This window comes from Candidatus Enterococcus willemsii (genome assembly GCF_009933335.1).
Taxonomy (GTDB): domain Bacteria; phylum Bacillota; class Bacilli; order Lactobacillales; family Enterococcaceae; genus Enterococcus_F; species Enterococcus_F willemsii.
Genome location: NZ_MAEL01000054.1, coordinates 168,383 through 195,183, shown reverse-complemented (window position 1 = coordinate 195,183; position 26,801 = coordinate 168,383). Strand labels below are relative to the sequence as shown.

Sequence of the window (26,801 nt, the reverse complement as noted above, 5' to 3'; positions counted from 1 at the left end):
TCAATACTTTCCATTATAGAGAAGCTATCTATGAAAAGCAAAACAAATGAAAAGCATCTTCTGATAATTTTATCAGAAGATGCTTTTCTTCTATCCATGTTACTCTCCAACACTCAAAATCAAACGAATGTCTTCTTCGGTCATTTGTTGGAGCTGTGTTTCATTTCCTTGAATCACGCGTTGGAATAATTCACGTTTTTCTTGTTGCAAGGAATTCATACGTTCTTCAATCGTTCCTTCAGCAATCATACGCCAAACTTCAACCACACGTTTTTGACCAATGCGATGCGCACGTCCAGCTGCTTGTTCTTCAACTGCTGGATTCCACCATAAATCATACAGAATCACGGTGTCGGCACCGGTTAAGTTTAATCCCGTGCCTCCTGCTTTCAATGAAATCAAGAAGACATCTTTTTCTCCAGCATTAAAGGCATCAACCATTTCAATCCGTTCTTTTGGCGGCGTACTTCCTCTTAAATAAAAGGTTTCTAAACCGAGTTCAGCTAATTCTTCTTCAATAATCGACAACATGCTAGTAAATTGAGAAAATAGCAAGACGCGACGATTATTTTCTTTCGCAGCACGAATCAAATCTTTGACTTGTTCTAATTTTCCAGAACCACCTTCATAATCCTCTACAAAGAGTTTCGGATCACAACAAATTTGGCGTAAACGTGTCAAACCAGCTAAAATACTGATACGATTTTTCTTAAAGGTTGCGGAATCCATCCCTGAAATTTCATCGCGCATTTGGCGTAGATAAGCCAAGTAAACAGTTTTTTGTTCATCAGTCAGTGCGCTGTAGTAATTTGTTTCTAATTTTTCTGGCAAGTCTTTCAATACGGTACGCTTATCACGACGTAAAATAAATGGTTGAATCATCGCAGCAATTTTTTCGGTCGATAATTCACGATAGGCTTGGCGACTTGGGAAAAAGCCAGGCATAATCATTTGGAACAATGCCCAAAGTTCTTCCAGATTATTCTCAATTGGCGTACCACTTAACGCAAAACGATGTGCCACGTGCAATGAACGTAAGGCTTGTGCTGTTTTGGTACTACTGTTTTTAACCATTTGAGCTTCATCTAAAATCAAATAATCCACCGTTTGTGCTTGGTACATCTCAATATCTTGACGCAAACTCGCATAAGAAGTAATCCAAACATCTACTTCTGGCTGCATCAACGTTTCCCGCTCTTCTTTATTCCCGCTAATAACCACTGACCTTAAAGAAGGCGCGAATTTTTTTATCTCCTGTTGCCAGTTATACGTCAAACTAGCTGGCGCAACAATCAAAGCTTTCATCACTTTTTTTTCTTCTTTTTCAGATAATAAATAACTAATCGTTTGTAACGTTTTCCCTAGTCCCATTTCATCTGCGAGAATCCCACCAAATTGATAATGACTTAACATTTTCAACCAACGGAAACCTGTTACTTGGTACTCACGTAGTTCAGCTTGCAATCCTTGCGGTAACGCTGCCGAAAATGCTTCTGGATGGGTTAAATCCGTCACCATTTGTTCAAATCCTTGACTAAAATGGGCATAATCACCTAATTGCTCTTGAAGCTGTAGTCCCTGATTCAAAGGTAATTTTGCTACACCATTGACCGTTCGTAATGATTCTCTTAGTTGTGACAAAATTCGGCTAGTTTCTTGAAATTCCTCTGAGTTTAACGATAATACCTGACCATTCTCCATGGTGTAAAACTGATCGTTACGCAATAAACTTTGAAGCACCATATCAATTTCATTTTGAGCAATACCCGAAATATCAAAAGATACATCTAACCATGAACCTGCTTCACTAACTTCAATCTGTGGCTGTAATTTACGACCATCAATGTAACGTTCACGGAGTTTTTTCCCCATCCGAATATCACCTAATTGACGCATATAAGACAATTCATGGGTAAAAAAGCGATACAGGGCTTCTCCTTCAGGTAAAGGTTTCTGCCAACCAGTTTCGTTTTTTAAGAAATCTAAGTTTTTGACTAATAATTCTACGCGTTGCTCTTTTTTATAATCACGTAAAATTTCTGCGTGTCCTTCTGGGGTAATCTGATGCTTGGTATCTGTTGAGAATACGACATCCCCATAAACGTAGTCCACCCGCAACTCAACATTTCCTTGACGTTTTTTCAAATAAAAAATTACATGTAAATCCTCATCGCTAATGTAATGATAGACTTCATCAGAAATTTGGACGGTTCCTAATTGTTTTAATAATGGTAAAACTTGTTTAAAGAGAATCGACAATTCCTTCTTAGGATAGGCGATTTTAGGTTCTGCTAGGCGTTTCAACAACTGTTCCATCGTTAAATAAATGTCTAATTCTTTCGTTGTTAATTGATACACCTGATCGTTTATTAGTCCCCAACCGTAGTATTTATAGACATGGTCGAAATCTTGAACAATCCGTAAGTCAAATTGATCTTCATGGCGAACAACAGAAAATTGCAACGGCTGTTTAACTTGCGGAAATTCTAACTTGCGAACTTTCTTCTCTTCAGTTTGTAGGATAAATGGAAATTGCAACATCGCTTGTGTCATTTCCTGTGAACCTTCAATCGGCAATAACAAATATTTCTTGTCTAATTTCCCTTTGACTTGAATCCCTGTTTGCCCCATTAATTGTTGTGTCTGAGCCAAGTGTGATAGCTTTGCTAAAAAGCGATTGGTCGCGTCGTCAAATGCTTGATGAGTTAGAAGAAAACTATTTTGTTTGTTGGCAAGATAGGTTTTCTCTTCCTCATATACTTGTAAAAACTTATAAATGTTTTTGACAACATATGTGCGTCCATTCTGCTCTCCTATTTTGAGTGAAATGCCTAAAACATCCAACTCTTCACGATAGGGATTCGTTGGCAAACTATCCAGTTGGCATTCAATGCCTAAAGATACAAATGGTTGTTCTTGTTCTTGTGCAAGGCGACGAAAGCCATTGGAAAACATCACTGACGGTGAAAAAGCTTCTTTTTTTGGTGCTTCTGATTTCGCAATCATCCGCGTTTTCCCTTGTTTTCTAAGATACAATTCCACAGCAACCGTATGTTTGCAATAGTGGTGCTCCTCCCAATAAGGACATTGGCAATAATCCTCCTCTTTGGCACTCGCATCCAAATCAATGCGGTACAATTCACTCCCCAAAACCTCTGCATGCCATACTTGATTCTCTGCATCCGGCGTAACAGATAAAACACGCCCATCATTTAAATATGTTCGACCTTTTTCAATGATTTTCTCTGGAATACTCCATTTCATACAACGATTCCTCCCCTCTACACAACACTCTTAATGTGGCTTTGCCCTGTACCAGTTGTTTGTACTTTTAATTGTTGCTGAATACGTTCTTTTAATTCTCTCACATGGCTGATAATTCCAATCATCCGCCCTTCATTTTCAATCATTTCGAGTGCTTCCATCGCCATTTCAAGTGACTCTTCATCCAACGAACCAAATCCTTCATCAATGAATAATGCTTCGATGGCGATACCTCCTGCCCGATTTTGAATCACATCTGCCAGCGATAGTGCTAATGCTAATGCAGCAATAAAACTTTCGCCTCCTGACAGTGTATGTGCCCGTCGAGTCATCCCTGCATTATCATCAAAAATATTAATTTCCAAGCCTGTAGACCGACGATAACTTCCTTTTTCTTCAGCTAATAAAAATTGATAACGACCTTTCGTCAAGTTAATCAAACGCTGATTCGCTACTTCTAAAATCTCTGCTAAAAATGATTGTAACACATAGCGTTCAATACTTATTTTTTCAGGATTGTCGCCACTCATCGTTTGGTAAAGTTGTTCTAATTGACCTAATTTCGTTAACTGTTGATTGGTTGTTTCATATAATTGCTGACATTCTTCAAACAATTGCTGATTTTGACGCATTATTTCTTGTTGTTGAATCATTTTCGCTTGCAATTGCTCTGTTTGTGCTTTGGCTACTTGATGCACTTCAACAAACGCATCGATATCGGGTGCTGGCTGCTGAACACTTTCTGCTAATTCTTCCAACCGTTGCTTTACAAATTGAATTTGTTGGTCATACACATCCGCTTGCTGTTGCAACTCAGGCAGTTGTGTCACTTGCGGCAAAGTAGTGTGCATGCTCTCTTCTGTAAAGCCAAAGGCATTTTCTGATAAAACGGTTGCCAACTCTTCTTCGCATTCCGTAACTTTTTGCTGTTGGATTTGTTTTAGCTTACCTTGTTGTTTTTGCGCTTCTGCCAAACTAGCTGTCGTAAGTTTTAATTGTTCGCCCGCTTGCTGATGTTCATCAAGGACTGTTACTAATTTTTGTTGGGTTGCCATTTGCTGATCCAATTCTGTTTGTAACTCTGCAAGTGTTCGCCCCTGTAGTTGCTTTTGTAACAGCTCTTTTTGTGTTTGCAATTGTTGCAGCTGTTGGATTTTTTCTTGTTGCTTTTGCTGCTCATCTTTTAATTGCTGGTCTAGTTGTTCTTTGGTTGCTTCTAATTCGACTTTCTTTTGCTCTGCTTCTTCCAATTGTTCTTTTTGTTTACAAATATCGTTCGCCAATAATGCCAGCGCATCTGATGGAACTTGTTTTCCTAATACTTCATGACACTCATTCGTTAGTAACTGTAGATTTTGTTGCTGTTGTTCACTAGTTGTCGCAAATTCTATTTGACGAGTCTCATTGGTTGCCAATTGGAGCGTCACTTCTTGTAACTCTTGCTCCACTTGTTTGACTTGCTGTTCTAATTCATTTAGTTGTTGCTCGCTTTCAGCAATTTCTTCTGACGAAAAAGTTTCGGTTGCTTCCAAATGGTGCTCTGTTGATCCGCAAACCGGACAAGGTTCATCCTCTACTAGCAATAATTGCAGACGTGCAATCTGCATTTTGGCATTGTCACTACGACAAGTTTTGAATTGCTCGCTCACTTTGGTCAGTGTCGTGGCTAACTGTGCCTTTTTTTCTTGTAAAGCAACTGCTTCTTCTTGATATTCCACTACGAATTGTTGTGTTTTTTGCCAGGCAGTCGTTTGTTCTTGCCAACGATGAACGAGTTGCTCCCCTTGAATATAGCGCATTTCAGCTTGTTGAAGTGTCTCTTTTTTCGCTAATTGTCGTTGTGTTGCTTGCCAAGTTTGCTCCCAATCGGCTAGTTGGGTTGACACTTGTTGCATCTTTGCAGTAAACATCTCAACTTCTTCTGCTACCCTTGTTTCAGAATTAGTTATTTCAGTCACTTCTTTAGCAATTGGTAGGAGATTTTCAATACGTTGTAACTGTGCTTGAATTTCTGTTAACTGCTGACGTTTGGCTTTCATTTCTGTTTCAGCCTCTTGCCAAGCTACTTGTGCCTCTTCATTGCTGGCTATTTGTTGTTGCAAGTGCTCGAATTGTTGCAATGTATCTTCATATTCAACACGTGCATTTGTCGTATTTGTCAGTAAATGCGCATGCTTATCTAACCAACTTAAACAAGCAATTTGTTGCCGAATCTCATCCATGCTTTGTTTTTGTTCATCCAGTTTTGTTTTTTTAGCTTGTAATTGCTGATATTCTTCTTGAATTTTAGCAAGATTTTTCGCTGCATATAATTGTTCTTCTGCTTGTGTTTCTTGTTTTTTCGCAAGCGTAAGCTGGTCTTGTTTTGCATTTATTTCTTCAGTCAACACCGCAATATCTTGTTGCCAATCCGTTAAGGTTTCTGCCAATGACACAAAGGCCTTTTCTTCTTGCCACTGAAACCGCGACAATAAAGAGGTCATTTGATCCTGCTGCTTACTTAATTGTTGTTCGAGCGCGCGTTTTTCTTTATGCAACCATTCAATCACTCGTTGATAGATTTCTGTGCCAAAAAGATTACGCAGTAGTTTTTCTTTGTCATTACTAGAAGCAATTAAGAAGTTTCGAAACTCCCCTTGTGGCAACAAAATAATTTGAAAAAATTGCTTGGCATCCACATGCAACAATTCCTTAATAAACGCGTCGACTTCCGTACGTTTAGAATATTGACGAACTACTTGATTGTTATCATAAATAGTCAAACAAACTTTTGCTGTCTGCTTACGTGTGCCATCTCCACGTTTTTTTTGAATTTCTTGCTCTGGTAAGCGTTCAATTTCATAGAGTAATCCTTGATGCTCAAAGGTAAACGTGACACTGGTTGCTTCTTCTGGCGTTGCAAACATCGAACGCATTTCTTTACCTGTCCGTAGTTGTCCAGAAGTTTCGCCAAATAATGCAAAGGTCATACTATCGAAAATAGTTGTCTTCCCTGCACCCGTTTTCCCACTGATTAAAAAAAGCCCTGCGTCTTGAAAGTCTCCAAAATCCACCGATTCATTGATAAATGGACCAAAATTTTTCATCGTCAGTTTTCGTGGCTGCATCTAATCCCTCTTTTCTGTATCCATAGCAATTTGTAATCCTTTATCTAACCAATCTTGTTGGCGCTCTGTTAATGTGTCTCCAGTAATTTCTTCAAAAAAGGTGGCAAATACTTTTTGTGGTGATGCTTCACGTTTTTTGAATTGTTGCATCGGTTGCGATTCACGACCGTTCACCCGTTCAACACTCAGAATATAGGGATAAACAGCTCGTAGCTGATTCATCATATTCGGAATCACTGCCCGATCTGTCAATAATAGTTGCCAAAACGCTTCGCGATCTAAGTTTTGATAAAAATCTGGATGTAGCAAGTCAGCAAACGATGCTTGGATTTTCTTAATATCGCGCAACGGCGTAAGTGGTCGAAATTCAGGCAACATCGTATCCGAGTCCACAATCCAGACACCTTTTTCATCATTTATTTCAGATAATGAAAATTTCAATGGTGACCCGCTGTAACGTACTGGTCCCTCTTTCAGCGCATTTTTCGAATGCAAATGGCCTAAAGCGACATAATCAAAGGGCGCCATCAACTCATACGGCACGCTATTTAACCCGCCCACTTCCAAAGGCGTCTCTGATTCTGTGCGCAAACCACCGGCAATAAAAAAGTGGGTAATTAGGACGTGCTTCTTTGTCGGATCAAATAAAGGTTGCATTTCAGCAATAATTCGTTGGACTGCTTCTTTAATCGATGGAAATTCTTCATCGAAATACAAACGGGCAGCAATTGGTTCAATATAAGGCAATAAGAAAAATTGTGTATCGCCAATTGTCACTGGTTCAAATGCCTGCTTTAATTGCGTGACTAAATGAAAATCCGTCTGCTGAAACCACGGAGCGCCCGTTGCTAAACGACTACTTGAATCGTGGTTACCTGAAATGGCTAAGAGTGGCATTTTTTTATCTAAATTAATCTCAATTAATGATTGATTTAATAGTTCAACAGCTTCTACAGCGGGAACGGAGCGATCATATAAATCACCTGCAATCACAATGGCATCCACTTGTTCTGCTTCTGCAATCGCAATAATCTGCTGGATACTATCTTTTTGATCAGCCAATAAATCATAGCCATGTAATTTTTTACCAATATGCCAATCTGCTGTATGCAAAAATCGCACCTAATTCACCTCTTAAAAATATTCTTCTTATTATTATAACACTTTCTACGCTATCTCACAGGATGGAAAAACAAAAAAATCAGCTTTTACTTTTTGGTTTTCTAGAGAACAAAACGAACGATAACTCGGAAAGTTATCGTTCGTTCTTCTTACTTTTTCACATCATAGCGAAAATCAGGATTCACTTCTTTATCTAATTGATCAAACGCTGTTTGGATACGATGTTCCACTTCTGCTAATCCTTCTTCATTCATCTTTTTAATATCACTTAAATCAATTGGCTCTCCAAAACGCACGGTGACTCTTTTTCTTTTGAATAAGTCTTTTAACGACAAGGGGCCTTGATAGACAGAAGGTACTACGCGGACTTTTGCCATTTTAGAAATGACCGCCATCCCACCTTTTAATGCTGTTGAATGGCGAGTACCACTCGGGAACATAATTAAACTTAAATCTGTCTCTTTTAATAGTTTGACAGGTGTTTTAATCGCACTCGGTCCTGGTTTGTCACGTTTTACTGGAAAGGCATTCGCTTTTATCAAAATAAAACGTAAAATAGGATTTTTGAATAATTCTTCTTTTGCCATGAAAGCAAATTTTTTCGGGCGGGCAGCCACTGCTAAATATAAGGGATCCCACCAAGTACGGTGTGGTGCAACTAAAATATAATTTTCATCTTTAGGTAATAACTCGCGATTTTCATAATGTGCATTGCCATTGATAAGAAATAAAACAACACGCACGACACCACGCATAAATGTAAAAAACATAGACTCTTTCCTTTCTCATTAACACTACGTAAATTTAGTATGCAAAAAAAAAGCTTTCTTGACAAGCCTTTTCTCTCATAATGAGAAAAAGAAACCGATGATTTGTTTAAAAATCACCGGTTTCTCCTTTTTATTCATTCGGTACAATTGTTAAAAATTCTTCACCAGATAAAATTTCAGTCTGATTCATATCTAAGACATCTAAATAATCATTGGCATTCGTTACGACAACAGGTGTGATAACTGGTAAGCCTGCTGCTTTAATTTTTTCAATATCAAAACGAATTAGTAAATCACCTTTTTTCACTTTATCGCCTTGTTTAACCATTTTTTCAAAGCCTTCGCCCTCTAAAGAAACAGTGTCCATACCAATGTGCATCAAAATTTCCGCGCCTTCTGTTGACGTTAAACCAACTGCATGTCCTGTTGGAAATAGTGTCGTAATTTCTCCATCGGCTGGCGCATAAAGTTCACCTACGATAGGCTCAACTGCGACACCTTTACCTAATGCACCTGACGAAAAGACAGGATCTGGTACGTCATTCAACGGAACAATTTTTCCTTCTAAGGGACTTGTTAAAACAAAACGTTCAAGTTTTTTCGTTCCTGTAGGAGTAGCAGCTGGAGTAACCGCAGCTTCACTTGCTTCAGCGGGATCATCAAAACGTAAAACGTAAGTTAAAATGAATGCTAGTACAAAAGCAATCGCCGTACCAACTGCTGCCATAACTAAGCCAGACATATCTTTTGTATCTTGAGGAATAAAACCAGGTAAACTCAATAGACTAACTAAACCAAAGGAGTAGTTCGATACTTGTTGGAAACCAACAAACGCCCCACCAACTGCACCAGCAATACATGCCGCAATAAATGGTTTTTTCAATGGCAATGTTACACCATAAACAGTTGGTTCAGTAATACCAAAAATAGATGTGACGGTTGAAGATAACGCCAATCCTTTTAATTTCACACTCTTTGTCATGAAGAAAACAGCTAATGCTGCGCCACCTTGAGCTAAGACCGCTGGTAATAACATTGGCATTAATGAGTCTGCCCCTTGGCCTAAATTCACCATCATAATTGGCACAAAGCCCCAATGCATACCAAACATAACGAAAACTTGCCATAAACCACCCATAACAATTCCAGCAAGAATTGGGCTAATACCATAAATACCATTGTAAGCAGAACCTAACCAATTACCAAAAATTGTTCCTAAAGGTCCAATTGCAATAAAGGTAACTGGAGCCATCACTAGAAAAACTAACAACGGAACAACAATAATTTGTAAGAAACTTGGCACAACTTTCTTAAAGAAACGCTCTACAAAACTTTGCACATAGACAGCTAAAATAATTGGAATAACTGAAGATGTATAACCTGTTGCTCCTAAAATAATCGGAATTCCCAAAAAGTTCATTTCTAATCCGGCACCCGCTGCTGCGGTAATTGATGGATGAACCAACGCCATTCCTAAAGCAACTGCTAAATAAGGATTGGTTTTAAATTTTTGTGCAGCAGTAAAAGCTAAAATAACTGGTAAATACGTAAACAAACCATCCGCTACAGAAAATAGTACAGTATACAAACCAGAAGTATCTGTTGTCCATCCTAATGTCAACGCTAACGTTAGAAATCCTTTTAAGACCCCAGCTCCAGCCATCGCACCTAAGAAAGGTGTAAAAATAGAAGAAATGACATCTACTAGCTGATTCAACGGATTGCCTTTTTTAGCTTCTGCATTCGCATTTTCTCCATTAAAATTCGCTAAGCCCATTAACTCTTGATAGACATCACTCACATGACTCCCAATAACCACCTGATATTGTCCACCACTTTGCACAACTTGAATCACATCACTGTCCGCTTTTAGACTTTCAGTATCCGCTTTACCTTCATCATTTAAGACAAAGCGTAAACGGGTCGCACAATGAACCACACTCTGTACATTTTCCTTACCGCCAACTAAGTCTAAAACTTTTGCGGCAATTTCACTATTTTTACTCATTCCAAACACTCCTGTTCCTTATTTTTATATACAAAAAAACCTAAATTGAAAAAAGAGGACAGTAAGACACTTAGTCTCCTCTATTTTCAATCTAGGTTTTGCCTGTTTCCAGTAACAATCCTATATATGATTGATTTTATGTTTCGCCAACGACACGGTCAATATGAATCGTTAGATAAATCATTTCAGCTTGACCAATTGGCTGATGATACGTTTTTTCCAAAAACTCATTAATCCGCTGAACAGCTTGAAATGATTTTGGATATTTTGATTGCACCAATGTAAATAAAAATTCATCTTGTTCATCAGATAATTCATTTTTTAAATACCGTTGGGCAAAATATTGTAAATGCGTGACAATTCGTTGATAATTTAACGATTGGTTATCAAATGTTTTTCCAAAATAGCGACTAATCAACGAGAGAATATCTCGAACAATTTCAGTCATTTGCATCGTCGTTTGCATATTGTCATTTCCTTGACTACTGTTAACAATATGGAATGCGATGAAACCTGCTTCTGATTCAGGTAATTCTATGCCCAACTCCTGAGAAACAAGTGCGAGCCCTTTTTCAGCAATTGCAAATTCTTTTGGATAGAAACGTTGGGTTTCCAATAATAGTGGATTTGGAATTTCAATCCCTTCTTGCATCCGCTTAATTGCGTAATGTAGATGATCAGTTAACGTTAAATAAATGCTTGTCGATAGTTCGACTTGCAATTCTTTTTCAGCCAAATCAATCATTTTTTTGGCAAGGTCGATTTCTTCACTCGGTACATCGTTAAATACTTGTGCCATTTGATGCCCTGTTAAAGAATCTTTCAACACAAATTCTTTCTCAATAAATTGTGCGTCTACTTGATCGCCAATTTTTTTCTGAAAAGCTAAGCCTCGTCCCATTAAAATGATTTCTTCGTCACTATCATTGTGAGAAAGAACGACATTATTATTTAAAATTTTATCAATAAGCAACTTTCTCTCTCCTCGCACAAAAAAAACCTAGAATATCCCCCTATAAAATAGCTGGTTTATTCTGGTTTTGCCTGATTAACAGTAACAATCCATAGAACAAAATGATAATATCATATCTAATTTTAAATTGCAAACGGTTTTAAAAAATATTTTTTACCTTTGTTTCGAAAACATAGTATAATGAAGCAATGATACTGTCAAAGGAGTTTTTTTATGTATATCCTTGAAGATGAACGCATTGACCAATTATATGCGGACGATATTCAAATCATTCAAAGTGCAAATGTCTTTTCATTTTCTTTAGATGCTGTATTATTAGCAAACTTTCCAGCCATTCCCAAACGCGGAAAAATTGTCGATTTATGTGCAGGAAATGGTGCTGTTGGACTATTTGTCAGTCGCAAAACGAATGCGCAAATTTATCAAATTGAGCTACAAGAGCGACTCGCCGACATGGCAAAGCGAAGCATTCAACTGAATCATCTGGAAGAACAAATGACGATGTATACGATGGATTTAAAAGATAGTTTATCAAAAATTAAAGGTGATTCCGTCGATTTACTGCTATGTAATCCCCCTTATTTTAAAACTAGTGAAACCAATATCAAAAACCCAAATCCTTATTTAGCTTTAGCTCGACATGAGATTGAAACAAATTTAGACGAGGTCATTCAGGTGTCGAGTAAACTCTTAAAAACCAATGGACGCTTAGCAATGGTTCATCGTCCTGACCGTTTTTTGGATATTTTAGAGAGTATGAAACGCTATCGAATTGCCCCGAAGCGCATTCAATTTGTTTACCCTAAATTGGGTAAAGAAGCCAATATCTTATTAGTTGAAGGCATTAAAGATGGCAAAACAGATGGGTTCAAAGTAGCACCACCCTTGATTACCTACAATGACCAAGGAAATTACAATCCAGAAACGCGGCGAATGCTTTATGGCGAATAAACATTATTTTTATGTCTTGCATTGCAAAGACAACACCTTTTATGGCGGATACACCACTGATCTAACACGTCGCCTGAACGAACATAATGCAGGAAGCGGCGCAAAATATACCCATCCTGCCAGTCGTCGTCCATTGCAAATGATTCACGCTGAGCAATTTGACACGCGTAGTGAGGCAACCAAAGCAGAAGCAGCCTTCAAAAAGCTACCACGCAAAAAAAAGGAACAGTATTTACGTATTGCTCAAGCTAAAAATGTCTATCTTACCTAAAAAAAAAGCCACGTACACACATTGTACGTGGCTTTTGCTCTATTCAATAGTTAGTTTTTGTTCGCCATAGATGGTTCGATTGCCGTTGCAAAGAAAGGCAATTACACAAACAATCAGAAAATAAGGAAAGTAAGTAAAACCAAAGACTTCGCCGCCAATTAACATTGGTGCCAACAATGTATTTGTCGCACTTCCAAAAACACTCACATACCCAAGTGCAGCAACAAAAGCCACGGGCAAACCAAACAAACTCGCTAATACCATACCTAGGGAAGCACCAATTGCAAATAGAGGTGTCACTTCTCCCCCTTGGTAGCCAGCACTAATGGTGATGACTGTTAACAATAATTTCAATAACCAATCATAAATTTCAATAGAACCTCCAGCAAAACTACTTGAAATTAAATTGGTTCCTAAACCAGAATATCTTCCTTGAAAGAATAAAATAAGCAAGATACTCAAAACAAGACCAATCATTCCAATGCGGTAAATAGGATTCGCAATCCGTTGCGCTTGTTTTTTAAACCAGGATAAACTCTCTGCAAACAAACGACCAACTAAACCAAAAATAATCCCTAATGCGACTATTTTCCATGCGATGGTGGTATCTAAACTCATCGATGTATCTAGCAGAAATTGAAATTTTTCTAAACCTAGTCTAGCTGACACTGTGCTCGCTGTAAATGCAGCTATTAATGCGGGCAACAACACATCATAACGCAGCCTACTAACAACTAAAACTTCTAGCGCAAAAAAGGTCGCTGCTAACGGTGTTTGGAAAAGTCCAGCAAACCCCGCTGCCATTCCAATAACTATCAATTGTCCAGTATTAAATTGCTTACTAATTCGCCCCATCCAATGAGCAACCGTCGCTCCCAATTGAACTGCCACACCTTCTCGACCAGCACTTCCGCCAAATAAATGTGTCAGCCAGGTACCTACTATCACAAATGGAATTAAACGTTTAGGAATTGTCTCTTCTCCCATTTGACCAGCGCGAAAAATTAATCCCATTCCTTGAGAGCTGTTTTTTCCATACTTCAAGAAAACATACATAAATAACATACCGACTGGCGCTAAAAATAAAATCAATGTCATAAAATGTTCTTGGCGAAAGTCTGTTAACATCAGCAGAATTTTTCCAAAAAGCGTATCAATTATACCAACAATTAACCCAATCAAGACACTTAACAAACTAATTGTTAGCTTGTCTTTTGTTCTCACTTACTTCACCTACCAAAAAAACGTTAAGTAGTCATGTACCACTTAACGTTCATCTTATTATTTACCAGCACGTTTTACATAAGTACCTTCTGCTGTATTCACTTCTAATAATTCGCCCGCTTCAATAAAATCAGGAACGTTAACAACTAGACCAGTCTCCATTGTCGCTGGTTTACCAGAACCAGTCACTGTCGCCCCTTTAATTGATGGTTGTGTTTCTTCAACACGTAGTACAACAGTTGTTGGTAATTGAATCCCAACCACTTCGTCACCGAAGAATTGAATTTTTACTTCCATGTTTTCTAAAATGTATTTCATTTCATGTTCAACAGTTTCTACAGGCAATTCATACTGATCATATGTTACTAAATCCATGAAGAATGCTGTATCATCCATTGTATATAGGTATTGAACTGTTTTTGTATCAATATGCGCTTTTTCAAATTTTTCATCTGGGCGGAACGTTGTATCATAAGTTGCACCTGAACGTAAATCTCTAAGTTTCATACGCATTACTGTATTACCTTTACCTGGTTTGTGATGGCTTGCATCTAATACTTTAATTAATTTGCCGTCTTGTACAAAAGTCATACCAGCTCTTAAGTCACTTGCTGAAATCATATTTTAACGTCTCCTTTGTTCTTAAAATCGTCCTTTACCATTTTAGCAGAACACCAGCGATTACGCCAGTGCCTGAGCTGCTATTTACTAGAAATTTTGCATTCTTTGCCAACTCACGGGATTATGCTATCATTAATTATCAAAAGGAAAAGAGGAGTTTACATGATTATTTGGCGCGGAAAAGGGTTATTGGTTATCGCATCTGTCCTAGTTGCAGCAGTTATTACAACGTCGTTCTTTCCACTATTAAATCTTGATATGACCTATAAAATTCCTTATAGAATCCAAGGTATAACAACTACACTATTGGCTGCTCTCCTTAACTATTTATTGACAAAAAAATTTATCTCTACAAAAGTTCGGGTATTTATTGATGAAGAAACCGGTGAACGTATTCCAATCAAAGATGGTTCCCATCTCTTTTTTATTCCGAATCGCTATTGGACATGGATGATTGTGATTATCGGTCTCTTACTTACCTTCGTATCTAGTTCATTATTAAAATAATGATTGACGACACAAAAAAGGCACTCGCTAGTTTAGTTTGCGAGTGCCTTTTTTTACTCTGATTCGGTTGTTGAAGTCTCCTTCATCATTAAACGTTCATCGTAAAATTTGGATCCTTTCATTAGTTCCGATTCAAATGTATCGTACCCTAGTTTTTCCATCACTGTCTCTTTTGATGAAAATAGATTGGTTCCAAGTCCTAAACGGTTCCCTTCTATCTTCACATTCAATGCAGATAGCGTAGTCGGAAACATATCCATCGCACTGAATTGGCGATTGTCTTTACGAACTTCTTTTTTATCCGTATTCAAAAAGACATTATAAACTGAACGTTGATAACCCGGATCTAATTCAGCGAAGAAATCACTATCCATCGTTAAGTGATCCCCACATAAAACAACGGTTGTATTTTCATAAAAAGGTTGTTCCTTCATCCAAGAAAGAAAAGCCATAATTTGTTGATCAGAAGCGTGAATAACATTGCTATATTGGTCACCAAAGATATCTGGTGTTTCCTCAGTAGCATAACCATCTTCAAAATGAGTATCTGCTGTCAGCATCGTTAAATTAAATGGTTCCTCTTTTGCTGCTAACTCAGTTAATGTTTCTTTCGCAAAATCAAACAGCTTATTGTCTTCATAACCCCACCAAACAAAATAATCCTCTGGAATTTTTCCATTTTCAATTGCCCAGTTATAATCACGAATTTCATAATTCCCATGTTGATGGAAATATTGGTCACGTCCAGCGAATTCAGCTTTCGAACCCATTAATAGCGTTTGGTTGTACCCTTCTTTTTCAAGAATTTCTCCTATGGAATAAGCACCAGGAAAATACTCCGCACTATTTGAGCCAGAACTATCTGAACCACCTAAGCTCGTTGATGGACGCAAAGGTAAACCTGACGTTTGGGCAACCATCGAGCTAGCCGTCTGGTTGGCTCCTGGCACTTGTCGCATGCCGCCACCTAATTGATTCGTATTTGAAAAGTGAATGCCTTCATTCTCTGCCAATTCTGATAAATTAGGCAATAAATTAGCCGGTTGACTTCCACCTAAATCAGTTGACATGTAACTACTTTCCATGGATTCCATAAAAATATAAACTAAATTGCGCTTCTTCTCAGGAAAAGTAAGCTTCACCTCTCGTGGATCCACATAATTATTTTCATAAATTTCAGTATGTTCAAAATAATATGCTTTAATATCTGCATATCCAATCACTTTCGCACTCAAAGAAATTCCTGCAACTAAACCTAAAATACCAGTTGCTAAAGCCCAACTCGGACGATAAAAATGTTTTCTTTGTTTGAAAGAATATGTTAGTAAAAGATACATCAAGGAAATCACCGGTGTACTCCATAAAACAGCTTCTAGTAACGGTTGTAAAATAAAAGCTTGAATTTGCCCCGGATCACTCCCTTTAAGCGGTTGGGTCATCGCAAAGACAATTTGGTCAAAACGCATATTCCCAATACCGTTCATTGCCCATCGACTACTGGTATAGGCTAAACTGCCACTAAATAACAAAAGGGTTGATAAAATAAACATCCCCCAATTTTTTTTCGTCAATGTATATCTCTTCGTTAGTCGACCATTTTTTAGCGCACGTAAAAAGAACCAGATACAAAAACCAATAATTGCCCCTGTTCCTATTGTAATCAACGCCTGCGAACCACTAGCAATTGGCAACAGACTACTTACTAGTGTCCAGGAAATGTTCGCTTGATTGTAAAAAAAGAAAATGGCTGACAAATAGATAAAGCTGACATAAGCCATCGCTTTTATTTGCGCTTTTTTTGTTTTCGGTGCCTGTGTCTTCACAACCCCAATTAAAAGCATAAATATACTCAGCACGTCAAAAACCTCCTGCTAAAAATTCTCATGTCACTAGTATAACACATAGAAACACCAACCATTCTTATCGTAACCAAAACTTAATTTTAAAATCAGTTTTTTTACCCTTTCTATAATCTCACATAAAAAAATGGATGAACACCTATATCTGGCATCCATCCATTCCTTTTATTTCGCTAATTCAAACATCTGGTCAATCAAAGCCAGCACTTGTCGAACTTCACTATTTTTAACAATTGGTTCAGCATTTTCACGAATCACTTGATAGACGTTGCTATAAAATGAAGGATACTCTGCTTTGGCTTCTGGGAACGCAATTTTTTCTGTAGCTTCTTCTGATGGTGGTGCCATCGTTTTCGTTAAACCGACACCTGCTTGAATTGGTTTTGGTGCAACGGCATTTTCATCATTCGTTGCGCGAATCATTTCACCATCTAACGCCCAATTATCAATTCGTGCAGTGCCTTCAAAGCCTTTAATATACCAACGAGGTAGCGTTGTATAATTACTTGTACCGACTTCGACTAAGGCTTTAACCCCATTTTCAAAGGTAATGAAACTCATGAAACCATCATCCACTTGATCACCTAAAACATAGCTAAAATCGACAGAGACATGCTTAATCGGACTATCTACTAACCATAATAATTGGTCTAACAAATGTACGCCCCAATCTAACAACATTCCGCCACCATGTTCAGGTAAATGCCGCCAATCACCTGGGATACCGTTTGCGCCTTGCACGCGAGATTCTAATTGGAAAATATCGCCAATTTGCTTGTTTTTGTACAAGTCACGGACAATTAGAAAATCTGGGTCCCAACGACGATTTTGATGCACCATAAATGTATTACCTGTTTCTTTAGCAACAGCTAAAATATCATCTAGTTCAGCGGTATTCATGGCAACTGGTTTTTCACAGACCACTTGCTTACCAGCTTGAAGTGCTTGAATAGCTAATGCTTTATGGCTATCATTAGGGGTCGCAATTAGAATCGCTTCGACTTTGTCATCTGCTAAGACAGCTTCAAAACTTTCATAAGCAATCAGCCCTTTTTCTTTCGCTGCTTGGCGGCGTTCGGCTAGAACATCATAAACACCGATTAAATTAATTTTTTCTTTATCTGCTGGCATGATTGTGTGGGCATGATACGAGCCCATACCACCATAACCGATAATTACAAAATTGATTGCTGACATCTGATTAACTCCTCATCTCTTTTTAGCTAACATTCTTTTTTATGCCCACCACATATCCGTCGGTTGGTCTTTAATCATAATTGATTTTAAGTTTGTAATAGCGCGGTTTAATCCTTCATCAATCGACATGATTGGATCTTCATGCTCAATACTTAAAACATAATCGTATCCTTGAATACGTAAGGCAGAAATAATATCTGACCATACTTTCAAGTCATGTCCACAACCAACTGAACGGAAAGTCCATGCACGTGTTTTGACGTTGCCATAAGGTTGCATATCAGTTAAACCATGCATGTTAATATTGTCTTGATCTAAATACGTATCTTTCGCATGGAAATGATGAATCGCATTTTCAGCACCTAAAATTTTAACTGCCGCAACTGGATCAATCCCTTGCCACCATAAATGACTCGGATCTAAATTACAACCAATCGCTTTACCAGCAGCATCACGTAAACGTAGCATTGTATAAGGCGTATGCGCTAAGAATCCACCATGCAATTCAATACCGATTTTGACACCAGCTGCTTCAGCTTCTGTGTTAATCCCTTTCCAATAAGGAATTAATTTTTGTTCCCATTGATATTCATAACTATCATTATATTCTGTTGGCCAAGGTAATACAGGCCAGTTCACTTGCGTATCGGTCGCATTTCCACCAGCAACACCGGAAAAACCATTAACGACAGGAACATTCATCAAGTTCGCTAATTTAATTGTTTTGCGTAATAATTCATCGGCTTCTTGTGCTACTTCTTTGATTGGTGAAATTGGGTTATGATGCGCACTTAATGCTGAAATTTCTAAGCCCTTATCAGATAGTTTATGCAAATATTCTTTTCGTTCATCGCTACTTGCCAATAATTTATCAATATCTAAGTGAGCACTCCCCGGAGAACCACCTGTTCCAATTTCAACTGTTTGTAGTCCTTTTTTCGCTACTTCTTCAATCATTTCATCAAAAGTTAAATTATTAAATAATGGGGTAAATACGCCTAATTTCATTCTTAATTCGCTCCTTCTCTTGCTTGATAGTGACCATATGTTGGGTAATTATTCTCAGTTGGGGTTGCCCAACGAATCCCGTTGTTAATCACTCGTTGCACTTTTTTATCATAATAACTTGGGTACGTCTCATGACCCGGTTGGAAATAAAAGATTTTCCCATTCCCTCGACGATACGTACAACCACTACGAAATACTTCGCCACCAGGATACCAGCTGACAAAAATTAATTCATCGGGTGCTGGAATGTCAAAGTGTTCACCATACATTTCTTCTTGCTCTAATTCGATAAACTCTCCGACACCTTCCACAATTGGATGACTAGGATTCACATTCCAAATTCGACAATGTTTGCCATCTTCACGCCATTTTAAATCGCAAGAAGTTCCCATCAATTTTTTGAATATTTTAGAGAAATGACCTGAGTGCAAGACAATCAAACCCATTCCTTCTAACACACGTTGATGCACACGATTCACGATTTCATCAGCTACTTCATCATGTGCCATATGTCCCCACCACACCAATACATCGGTTTCTGACAAAACTTCTTCTGTTAGTCCGTGCTCTGGTTCATCAAGGGTCGCTGTTCGAACGGCGAACTCCTCACCGATAAATGCGGCTAATTGACCATGAATCCCTTCTGGATACATGTCGCGAACTTTTTCGTCGGTTTTTTCATGGCGAAATTCGTTCCAAACCGTTACTTGGGTCATTCATATACCTCCTCGATAATTGCTCTTAGTTGTTTCACATTGATTTTCGCTGCTTCTAATGGTTCGTATTTTTGGAACGCTTCTTGTTCGACAATTAACCATGGAAGTTGCAACTTCTTCGCTAGTTGCGTGTATTCCTTCAGTGGTAAAACACCCGAACCTAATTCCGTACTTTCTTCTGGTTCTTGTTGTTTGTCTTTCATATGGAACAAACCGATTGAAGATTTGTGTGCTTCTACCCATGCACGTACGTCTTGTCCAGCATGCGCTAACCAATACAAATCTACTTCTAAAAGCAACTGGTCAATTTCATGCGTCAAAAGATCCAAAAGATCCGTTCCTTCCACTTCCGTAAATTCATGGGCATGGTTATGGTAATAAAATTTCATTCCCCGATTCGTTACAGCTTTGGCAATCTCTTGCATATTAGTCATAAATTCTTGCCACTCAGCAAATGTTGAGAAGCTTGCATACGGCACAATGATACGGCGGTTTCCAATAGCCTCTTCAAAATCTAAGGTGGCTTCTAGCTGATTTTTCAACGATTCATAGGGAACATGTGAACCAGCAACATCTAAATCGAGGTCTGATAGCATAGCGCGAATGTCATCTGCTGTTTTACCATAATATCCGGCAAATTCCACGCCATCATAACCAAATTCTTTGACTTGTCGTAGCGCAGCTTCAAAATCTTTTTGGCAATCTTCTTGAATACTCCACAGTTGTAAAGCAATTTTTGGCTTCATTAGCTCCTCCTATAAATAAACTGGTTCGCCGTTTGCTGAAGATTTATAAATGGCTTCTAAAATTTCCGTCACAACGAGCGCTTCTTCGGGTTTTACAACCGGTTCTGTATCATTAATAACTGCATCAATCCAAGATTGTGCTTCTAATAACGCTGGATCTTCTCCAGTACCGTCATAAAAATCAACACCACCAGTTTCCAATTCCACTTTTTTCTCAAATAATAATCCGTGGGCTTCGCCATTGATACTTAGACCATCATTCATATCAGCCCCACCTTTTGTTCCCATCAAAGTAGTTTTCGCTTCTTTTACATCTAAGCTATTCAATGCCCAGCTCGATTCTAGATAAATAGTTGCGCCATTTTCCATCACAATAAAACCAAACGCAGAATCTTCAACAGTAAATTTCTCAGGATCCCATGGTCCCCAAGCATTTGCAGCATTTTTTGTTTGTGACAATTCATGGTAGGTTTTACCAACTACATATTTTGGTTTGTAATTGTTCATCATCCATAAAGTCAAATCCAACGCATGTGTACCAATATCAATTAATGGTCCACCACCTTGTGCTTCTTCATCAAGGAAAACACCCCAAGTTGGAACGGCACGACGGCGAATTGCGTGTGCTTTCGCTGAATAAATTTCACCTAATTCGCCTTCTTCACATACTTCATGTAAATATCTTGAGTCTGTTCTAAAACGATTTTGATAACCAATCGTTAATTTTTTCCCTGTACGATTTGAAGCTGCAATCATCTCACGAGCTTCTTCTGATGTTTTCGCCATTGGTTTTTCACACATCACGTGACTACCAGCTTCCATTGCTGCAATTGACAATTCAGCATGTGATGAATTCGGTGTTAAAACATGTACAACATCTAGCTCATTTTCTGCTAACAATTCTTTGTAATCTGTGTAGACTTTCGCTTCTGTGGTTCCATACATTTCTTTCGCTTCTTCAGCGCGTTCTACAAGAATATCGCAAAATGCAACCATTTCTACTTCTTCTACTTGTGCCAATGCTGGCAAATGTTTTCCTTTCGCAATACCACCACATCCAATAATTCCAACTTTTACTGTCATACTCTTCCTCCTGAAAACGTTTTATGTTTGATAGGTTCATTATATATGACAACGTTTCCAGATTCTTCCCAGTTTTCATCTAAAAAATTCCCGAATATTGCGCACACAAAAAACACCGATGCCATTTTTGCATCGATGATTTGATTCAGCTATAAAAAAATAAACCATACAAAAGCCTTGGTATACATAAATTTCAAGGTCTTTATATGGTATAATATGCGTATCAGTTAAGTTAAGACGGTGGCGCTTTTTTTGAAAGTGAGGTGGTGCATATGTATGTACGACCGAAATCTAAAGAAAGGAGTAGCCTTTTGCAAACAGCAGAGATAATCACTGTCCTTTTAGCTTTGGTACCTGTTCTAGTAGCCTTCATAGGATTACTAGAAGCGTGCGTAAAGTTAGCGACAACGATTATTGACGCACGTTCTTCTCGCTCAAAAAGCAAGAAGAAGCGTAAAAAAACGCAAAAAAAATAACCGTCAACTTTAGCAGAGAGCACGGTTATTTTTTATAAATAACATCTTTGCCACCGTCTTAAGCGGTGCTGATAATGAGGGGTTGTTAGCGCAACCTCTCTTTACATACTTATAATAGCAAAAACCAGTCGAATATTCAACAATTTGACAGGAGCTAAAAGATTTACTAGCTCTTTGCAAAAAGACCGCCGATTGAGTGTACCCCCCATCAGCGGTCTTTCTATTTATTAAAATGATGGCACTAATGTTGCGCTGTGTTCTTCTTCTAAGAATTCACGAACTTTATCGCTTGTCATCGCTTTTTTCAAGGCTTTGATTTTATCAGAATCTTTATTGTCTTCACGTGCAACTAATTGGATAGAGAAACGTTGGTCAATATTTTGTTCTAAGAATAATGCATCGTCTGGTGTTAAACCAATTTTCGAGATATACGTTGGATAGTTATAAACAAGTGCGACATCTGGTTCGCTATAAGCTTCTGCTAAGTTCAACAAATCAACTTGTAAAAATTCTAGATTTTTAGGATTTTCAACAATATCTTTCAAAGTGCCCTCTGCACCTGTACCTTCTGGCAATGTGATTAAGTTTTGTTCAGCTAAAATAGCTAATGCACGACCTTCGTTTGAAACATCGTTTGGAATGGCTACTTTGGCACCTTCAGGAATCTCATCAACAGATTTATAATCTTTTGAATAGAAGCCAACTTTTGCGTCATAAATTGGTTGAATGGCAACTAAGTCAGTGCCTTTTTCAGAATTGTATTTTTCCATAAATGGTTTGTGTTGTGCAAAGCTAGCATCGGCTTCTTTGCTGCTAACCATATCGTTGTAGGCAACATTATCATTCACTTGAACAAGTTGAACGTCCCAGCCGTCTTCTTTCGCAACTTCTGCTGCTACTTTCACGACATCAGTCATCGGCGGTGCTTGCCCAGCAACTTTGATCACTTTATCTTCAGATGACGCTTTGTCCTCGCCTTCTTTTGCGCCGCAAGCTACTAAGGTCACAGCTGCTAATAATGTTAATGCTCCGATGTAAATTTTTTTCACTTTCTTCTCCTACTTTCTCTTATCTAATTTGCGGGCAATTGAATTACCCAACATTTGAATAATAAATACAATCACAATCATGACGCAAATTGCAAAGTACATAATTCCCATTTGATAACTTTGATACCCATAACGAATGGCGAAATCACCGACACCGCCACCACCAACGATTCCCATGACCGTTGAATAAGAAACCATACTCACTGCAGTGGTCGTATAACCTAACACAATCCCGCTGCGAGCTTCGACTAATAGAAAGTGCCAAATATATTCCCATTTTGACGTTCCCAATGAATCTGCTAATAAACGAATTTCTTCTGGTACATCCAGCAAGACTTGCTCAACCATTCGTGCAAAGATAGCTACTGCTACAATACTTAATGGAAAAGAAGCCGGTACGGGCCCAAACGCTCGACCGATAATAAAACGAGTGACTGGAATTAAACTAACAACGAATAGTAAAAACGGAAAAGACCGTACTAATGTAATAATAAAATTCAAGCCCCAATAATTCAGCGGTTGACTGCCTTTGATACTTGGATTCGATAAAAATAATGCCACGCCCAAAGGCAACCCTAAGAATAAACAAAAGGTCATCGAAATACCCATCATGGTGCCTGTTTGTTTTAATGAAAGAATAAATTCAGGCATATAGTACTGAATATTTTCTACTAAATTCATTTCGCCAACCTCCTTTGGACTTTTTCCAAATAAGGTTGATTGCTTTTTTCAAGCAAGGTTGGCTGATTCTCAACAGTCCCTAATAAACGACTATCTTCCATCACCAATACTCGTTCACACAATTTTTTCACAGTATCTAATTCATGACTCACAAAGAAAATTGTCACGGGAAATTCTTGATGAATTTGTTGCAATAAACGAATCACATCGTCTGTGTTTTCTTCATCTAACGAACTCGTTGCTTCATCGCATAATAACACATCAGGATTTCTTGTCAGCGCACGAGCTAAGGCCACGCGTTGCTTTTCCCCACCTGATAATTGAGCCGGATAACTATCTTTTTTATGCGCCATTCCAACAAAACTCAATAATTCCAATACTTTCTCTTCATCTTTAACCCCTATTAATTTTAAAGGCAAGGCGACATTTTCTTTGACGGTTAAATTGTTTAATAAATTATATTGCTGGAAAACCATTCCAATTTTTTGTTTTTGTTGCTGAATTTCTTTTTTTGATAATTGGGTAACATCCTTGTCAGCTAAAACTAAACGTCCCTCCGTAGGTGTTTCTAGTAGGTTTAGCAAACGAAGTAAAGTTGATTTTCCCGACCCACTTTTTCCAACAACACCTACAATTTCTCCTTGTTGGACCGAGAAAGAAATATCTTGTAATGCAATCGTTTCTTCATACACTTTCGACACATGCTCCAAGGTATACATGTAACTCCTCCTACTTCATTAATAAATCGAGTAGTTCTTTATTTGAAAAATTCAAAATATAATCAGAGACATCTACTGCAGACAAACTTTTTTCTAATTCTTCATATTTAAATACTTTCCCTAACAGTAATTGTTCTAACTCCACAGTATCTTTCGTTCCAAAATAATCGCCAAAAAATTGAATTGCAGTAATTTTTCCTTTTTCAGTTGATAAATGGATATCAACGATTCCTACACCTGGGACACGGGTTCGACGATTAAATTCAAAATCTGGTGCTTCCCCGTAAATCCACGTATCGTTTGCGTAGCGTTCATCAAATAATTGTTGAATCGCTTGTTTATCAGCTGATGTTAACTGCAATTTTTTATCTTCAATCGCTTTTAACGAATCCACTTGATAAATCTGACGTAACAGTTCATCTCGAAATTCAGTCGTCGACAATTGTTGGTATTGCTTTGCTAAAAATGGTTTGACGTTCGTCACGCTCTTGCGGACCGATTTCGTAGCTTTTGATGCGATTTTTTCTTTCGATACAGTTAAAATCTTATCCAATACAGATAAATCAACATCATACATCAACGTCCCATGCGAATACGTCCGTCCATGGCGCGTATACATGGCATTTCCTGAAAATTTCATACCGTCAATATATAAATCATTCCGACCCCCGACTGTTACATTCGTTGCCCCCATCGCTTGTAACGCTTGCAAAATTGGCGTAGTCACACCACGATAATCACCAAAGGTCGTATCGTCTTTTTTGGTAACGAAACTAAAACTCATATTTCCCAGATCGTCATACACCGCACCACCGCCAGAAATTCGACGCGTCAACGTGATGTCATGTTCACGCAAATAGCTAAAATCAATCTCTTCATAAGCATTTTGATTTCGACCGATTATAACACAAGGTTTTTGTATGTATAACAGAAAGAGCGGTTCCGACACATCAGCTGTATTCATCAAATATTCTTCTGCGGCTAAATTCCAACGAATATCATCACTTTCCATCACGTAATAACGCATATATAAGCACCTTTTCTTTCTATAATATTAAATTATTTCTCTTATCATCGCTTTTTATAGAAAATTTAGCAAGTAAAATGCTCAAAGAAAACTGTACTCATCACTTTGAAAAACTGTATTACAAAATGAGAAAATATATTCTCATCTCAAAAAAAGTGTTGATGGAAAATAAAAATTTTTCCATCAACACTACCTATCTTTTAATTCTATCTACTATTCTAAATCTTCTTTATCAATTGCTATCGAAGGATAATGATTTAAATCATCTAATTTAATATCATAATCGCAACTATAAATCATAAAAAAATCATCCTTATTTGATTCAGTTAATTTATGAAACATCGTTCGAACTTTTTCTTTATCCTCACTAATGTACACAATGGAAACAACGCCTTTTTTCTCGTCATTGTTATCTTCCACGGTACCTTTCATAATCAACTTTACTTGCCCATCTGCATTCAGCGCATCATCGATCCAATGTTCATTCATAGTATCACCTCCCATGTTTTATATAGAGCAATCATAATATTAAATAAACAGTCGTTTATAAATCTGCCATTTTCTTTTGATATTGTAATGGGGATTGACCAACTGCCTCTTTAAAAACATGATGAAAGGTTTTAACACTTGAAAATCCTGCTTGCTCTGCGACTTCGACCATCGGTAGCTTTTCATTTGCCAAAATAAATTTCGCTTGGTTCACACGATATTCTGTCAAAAATTGAATAAAGGTCTGACCGGTATTTTTTTTGAAAAAACGAGTAAAGTAATAGGGACTAAATCCCACATATTTTGCAACATCTTCCACGGTAATCACTTCTTGGTATTGATTCTCAATGTATTCAAAGACTTGATTCAAGCGTTCCAAGGTTTCTTTCCGGTGAATTGCGGTTGGTGTCACTGCTACTTGTTCTTCTTTTCTGGGAAGGGAGCGGTAGCATTCACCCACTAACCGATACAAATTACTCATAATTAAATAATTCATTCCCATCGATTCTTCCTCTTCCAACTCAGCCAATTCGACCAACAAAGCAATGACTGTTTGACGAAAAGAGGAAGGCCAATTGCGACTATGGCGTTCCCCTTGTTCAAATAACGAAAGCAGACTAGTCTCTTTTCGCAGAATAGATTCATCAAATAATTTTAAATCAAATTGATACACGTAACGCTCACTATCTGGTGATGCCAAAAAATAATGTGGTTCACCACTCGCGAAAAAAATCACTTCGCCTTCTTCTAAGGTGACTACAGATTCTCCAACCCCAATATTAACACGACCCCGATTGGCATAAATAATTTCAATTTCTTTATGCCAATGCGGATAGACAATTGTCATGCCATCGTTTAGTAAAAATCGATAGGGAAATTGCTTATTTAATTGAGGAATTTCTAAATATAAACTCATAGACTTTCCTCCTTTAA

Annotated in this window: 23 protein-coding genes; 3 read left to right on the top strand and 20 right to left on the bottom strand. The window is 37.9% G+C overall.

Annotated elements, in window-relative coordinates; genetic code table 11:
• Positions 1-99 precede the first annotated feature (99 nt).
• The 6 genes from BAU17_RS12035 to licT all read right to left on the bottom strand — a co-directional run bounded on the left by BAU17_RS12035 (position 100) and on the right by licT (position 11,244).
• On the bottom strand, positions 100-3,264 hold the full coding sequence (locus tag BAU17_RS12035; protein ID WP_161903069.1) for a DEAD/DEAH box helicase: 3,165 nt from the start codon (positions 3,262-3,264) through the stop codon (positions 100-102).
• A gap of 17 nt (positions 3,265-3,281) precedes the next feature.
• Complete coding sequence (locus BAU17_RS12030; protein WP_161903068.1) at positions 3,282-6,371, bottom strand: AAA family ATPase; 3,090 nt, start codon at positions 6,369-6,371, stop codon at positions 3,282-3,284.
• A complete protein-coding gene (locus BAU17_RS12025; RefSeq protein ID WP_161903067.1) occupies positions 6,372-7,493 on the bottom strand; it encodes an exonuclease SbcCD subunit D in 1,122 nt (373 codons plus the stop codon).
• A 149-nt stretch (positions 7,494-7,642) separates the two neighbouring features.
• Positions 7,643-8,263 carry a lysophospholipid acyltransferase family protein gene (locus BAU17_RS12020; RefSeq protein WP_161903066.1) on the bottom strand — a complete coding sequence of 207 codons (621 nt, stop codon included), beginning with the start codon at positions 8,261-8,263 and terminating at the stop codon, positions 7,643-7,645.
• 130 nt (positions 8,264-8,393) lie between these two features.
• On the bottom strand, positions 8,394-10,271 hold the full coding sequence (locus BAU17_RS12015) for a beta-glucoside-specific PTS transporter subunit IIABC (protein WP_161903065.1): 1,878 nt from the start codon (positions 10,269-10,271) through the stop codon (positions 8,394-8,396).
• Between the two features lie 136 nt (positions 10,272-10,407).
• The gene (licT, locus tag BAU17_RS12010) at positions 10,408-11,244 is read right to left on the bottom strand and encodes a BglG family transcription antiterminator LicT (protein ID WP_161903064.1); all 837 of its coding nucleotides are present in this window, start codon (positions 11,242-11,244) and stop codon (positions 10,408-10,410) included.
• Positions 11,245-11,457: 213 nt separating this feature from the next.
• On the opposite strand from licT, the gene BAU17_RS12005 reads away from it, so the two are divergent.
• Together BAU17_RS12005 and BAU17_RS12000 are read left to right on the top strand one after the other, a co-directional pair.
• Positions 11,458-12,195: a tRNA1(Val) (adenine(37)-N6)-methyltransferase gene (locus BAU17_RS12005; RefSeq protein ID WP_161903063.1), complete on the top strand. Its 738-nt coding sequence runs from the start codon at positions 11,458-11,460 to the stop codon at positions 12,193-12,195.
• Complete coding sequence (locus BAU17_RS12000) at positions 12,185-12,466, top strand: GIY-YIG nuclease family protein (RefSeq protein WP_161903062.1); 282 nt, start codon at positions 12,185-12,187, stop codon at positions 12,464-12,466. Before BAU17_RS12005 ends, BAU17_RS12000 begins: the two co-directional genes overlap by 11 nt.
• A 39-nt stretch (positions 12,467-12,505) precedes the next feature.
• On the opposite strand, the gene BAU17_RS11995 is transcribed toward BAU17_RS12000, so the two are convergent.
• Positions 12,506-13,690, bottom strand: coding sequence for a chloride channel protein (locus BAU17_RS11995; protein ID WP_231474827.1), 1,185 nt, complete (start codon positions 13,688-13,690; stop codon positions 12,506-12,508).
• A gap of 57 nt (positions 13,691-13,747) precedes the next feature.
• Positions 13,748-14,311 (bottom strand): elongation factor P, encoded by a 564-nt coding sequence (efp, locus tag BAU17_RS11990; protein WP_161903061.1) that lies wholly within the window; start codon positions 14,309-14,311, stop codon positions 13,748-13,750.
• Between the two features lie 162 nt (positions 14,312-14,473).
• Here efp and BAU17_RS11985 point away from each other — a divergent pair, with 162 nt between their 5' ends.
• On the top strand, positions 14,474-14,818 hold the full coding sequence (locus tag BAU17_RS11985) for a hypothetical protein (protein WP_231474828.1): 345 nt from the start codon (positions 14,474-14,476) through the stop codon (positions 14,816-14,818).
• 53 nt (positions 14,819-14,871) lie between these two features.
• On the opposite strand, the gene BAU17_RS11980 is transcribed toward BAU17_RS11985, so the two are convergent.
• The 12 genes from BAU17_RS11980 to BAU17_RS11920 all read right to left on the bottom strand — a co-directional run bounded on the left by BAU17_RS11980 (position 14,872) and on the right by BAU17_RS11920 (position 26,784).
• Positions 14,872-16,674, bottom strand: coding sequence for an LTA synthase family protein (locus BAU17_RS11980; protein WP_161903060.1), 1,803 nt, complete (start codon positions 16,672-16,674; stop codon positions 14,872-14,874).
• A 168-nt stretch (positions 16,675-16,842) separates the two neighbouring features.
• Positions 16,843-17,874, bottom strand: coding sequence for a Gfo/Idh/MocA family protein (locus BAU17_RS11975; RefSeq protein ID WP_161903059.1), 1,032 nt, complete (start codon positions 17,872-17,874; stop codon positions 16,843-16,845).
• 39 nt (positions 17,875-17,913) lie between these two features.
• On the bottom strand, positions 17,914-18,882 hold the full coding sequence (locus BAU17_RS11970; RefSeq protein WP_161903058.1) for a sugar phosphate isomerase/epimerase family protein: 969 nt from the start codon (positions 18,880-18,882) through the stop codon (positions 17,914-17,916).
• Between the two features lie 2 nt (positions 18,883-18,884).
• A complete protein-coding gene (locus BAU17_RS11965; RefSeq protein WP_161903057.1) occupies positions 18,885-19,598 on the bottom strand; it encodes a ThuA domain-containing protein in 714 nt (237 codons plus the stop codon).
• Entirely contained in the window at positions 19,595-20,344 is a 750-nt protein-coding gene (locus BAU17_RS11960) for a sugar phosphate isomerase/epimerase family protein (RefSeq protein ID WP_161903056.1), read from the bottom strand. The genes BAU17_RS11965 and BAU17_RS11960 overlap by 4 nt, the downstream gene beginning before the upstream one ends.
• A 9-nt stretch (positions 20,345-20,353) precedes the next feature.
• A complete protein-coding gene (locus tag BAU17_RS11955) occupies positions 20,354-21,427 on the bottom strand; it encodes a Gfo/Idh/MocA family protein (protein ID WP_161903055.1) in 1,074 nt (357 codons plus the stop codon).
• A gap of 703 nt (positions 21,428-22,130) precedes the next feature.
• Positions 22,131-22,952: a MetQ/NlpA family ABC transporter substrate-binding protein gene (locus BAU17_RS11945; RefSeq protein WP_161903053.1), complete on the bottom strand. Its 822-nt coding sequence runs from the start codon at positions 22,950-22,952 to the stop codon at positions 22,131-22,133.
• Between the two features lie 9 nt (positions 22,953-22,961).
• Positions 22,962-23,633, bottom strand: a complete 672-nt coding sequence (locus BAU17_RS11940) for a metal ABC transporter permease EmtB (protein WP_161903052.1) — start codon at positions 23,631-23,633, stop codon at positions 22,962-22,964.
• The gene (locus BAU17_RS11935) at positions 23,630-24,352 is read right to left on the bottom strand and encodes an ATP-binding cassette domain-containing protein (RefSeq protein WP_161903051.1); all 723 of its coding nucleotides are present in this window, start codon (positions 24,350-24,352) and stop codon (positions 23,630-23,632) included. The genes BAU17_RS11940 and BAU17_RS11935 overlap by 4 nt, the downstream gene beginning before the upstream one ends.
• Before the next feature lie 10 nt (positions 24,353-24,362).
• Positions 24,363-25,379: a lipoate--protein ligase gene (locus BAU17_RS11930; protein ID WP_161903050.1), complete on the bottom strand. Its 1,017-nt coding sequence runs from the start codon at positions 25,377-25,379 to the stop codon at positions 24,363-24,365.
• A 213-nt stretch (positions 25,380-25,592) separates the two neighbouring features.
• A complete protein-coding gene (locus BAU17_RS11925; protein WP_161903049.1) occupies positions 25,593-25,868 on the bottom strand; it encodes a hypothetical protein in 276 nt (91 codons plus the stop codon).
• A 55-nt stretch (positions 25,869-25,923) separates the two neighbouring features.
• Positions 25,924-26,784 (bottom strand): helix-turn-helix transcriptional regulator, encoded by an 861-nt coding sequence (locus BAU17_RS11920; RefSeq protein WP_161903048.1) that lies wholly within the window; start codon positions 26,782-26,784, stop codon positions 25,924-25,926.
• Positions 26,785-26,801: the final 17 nt, after the last annotated feature.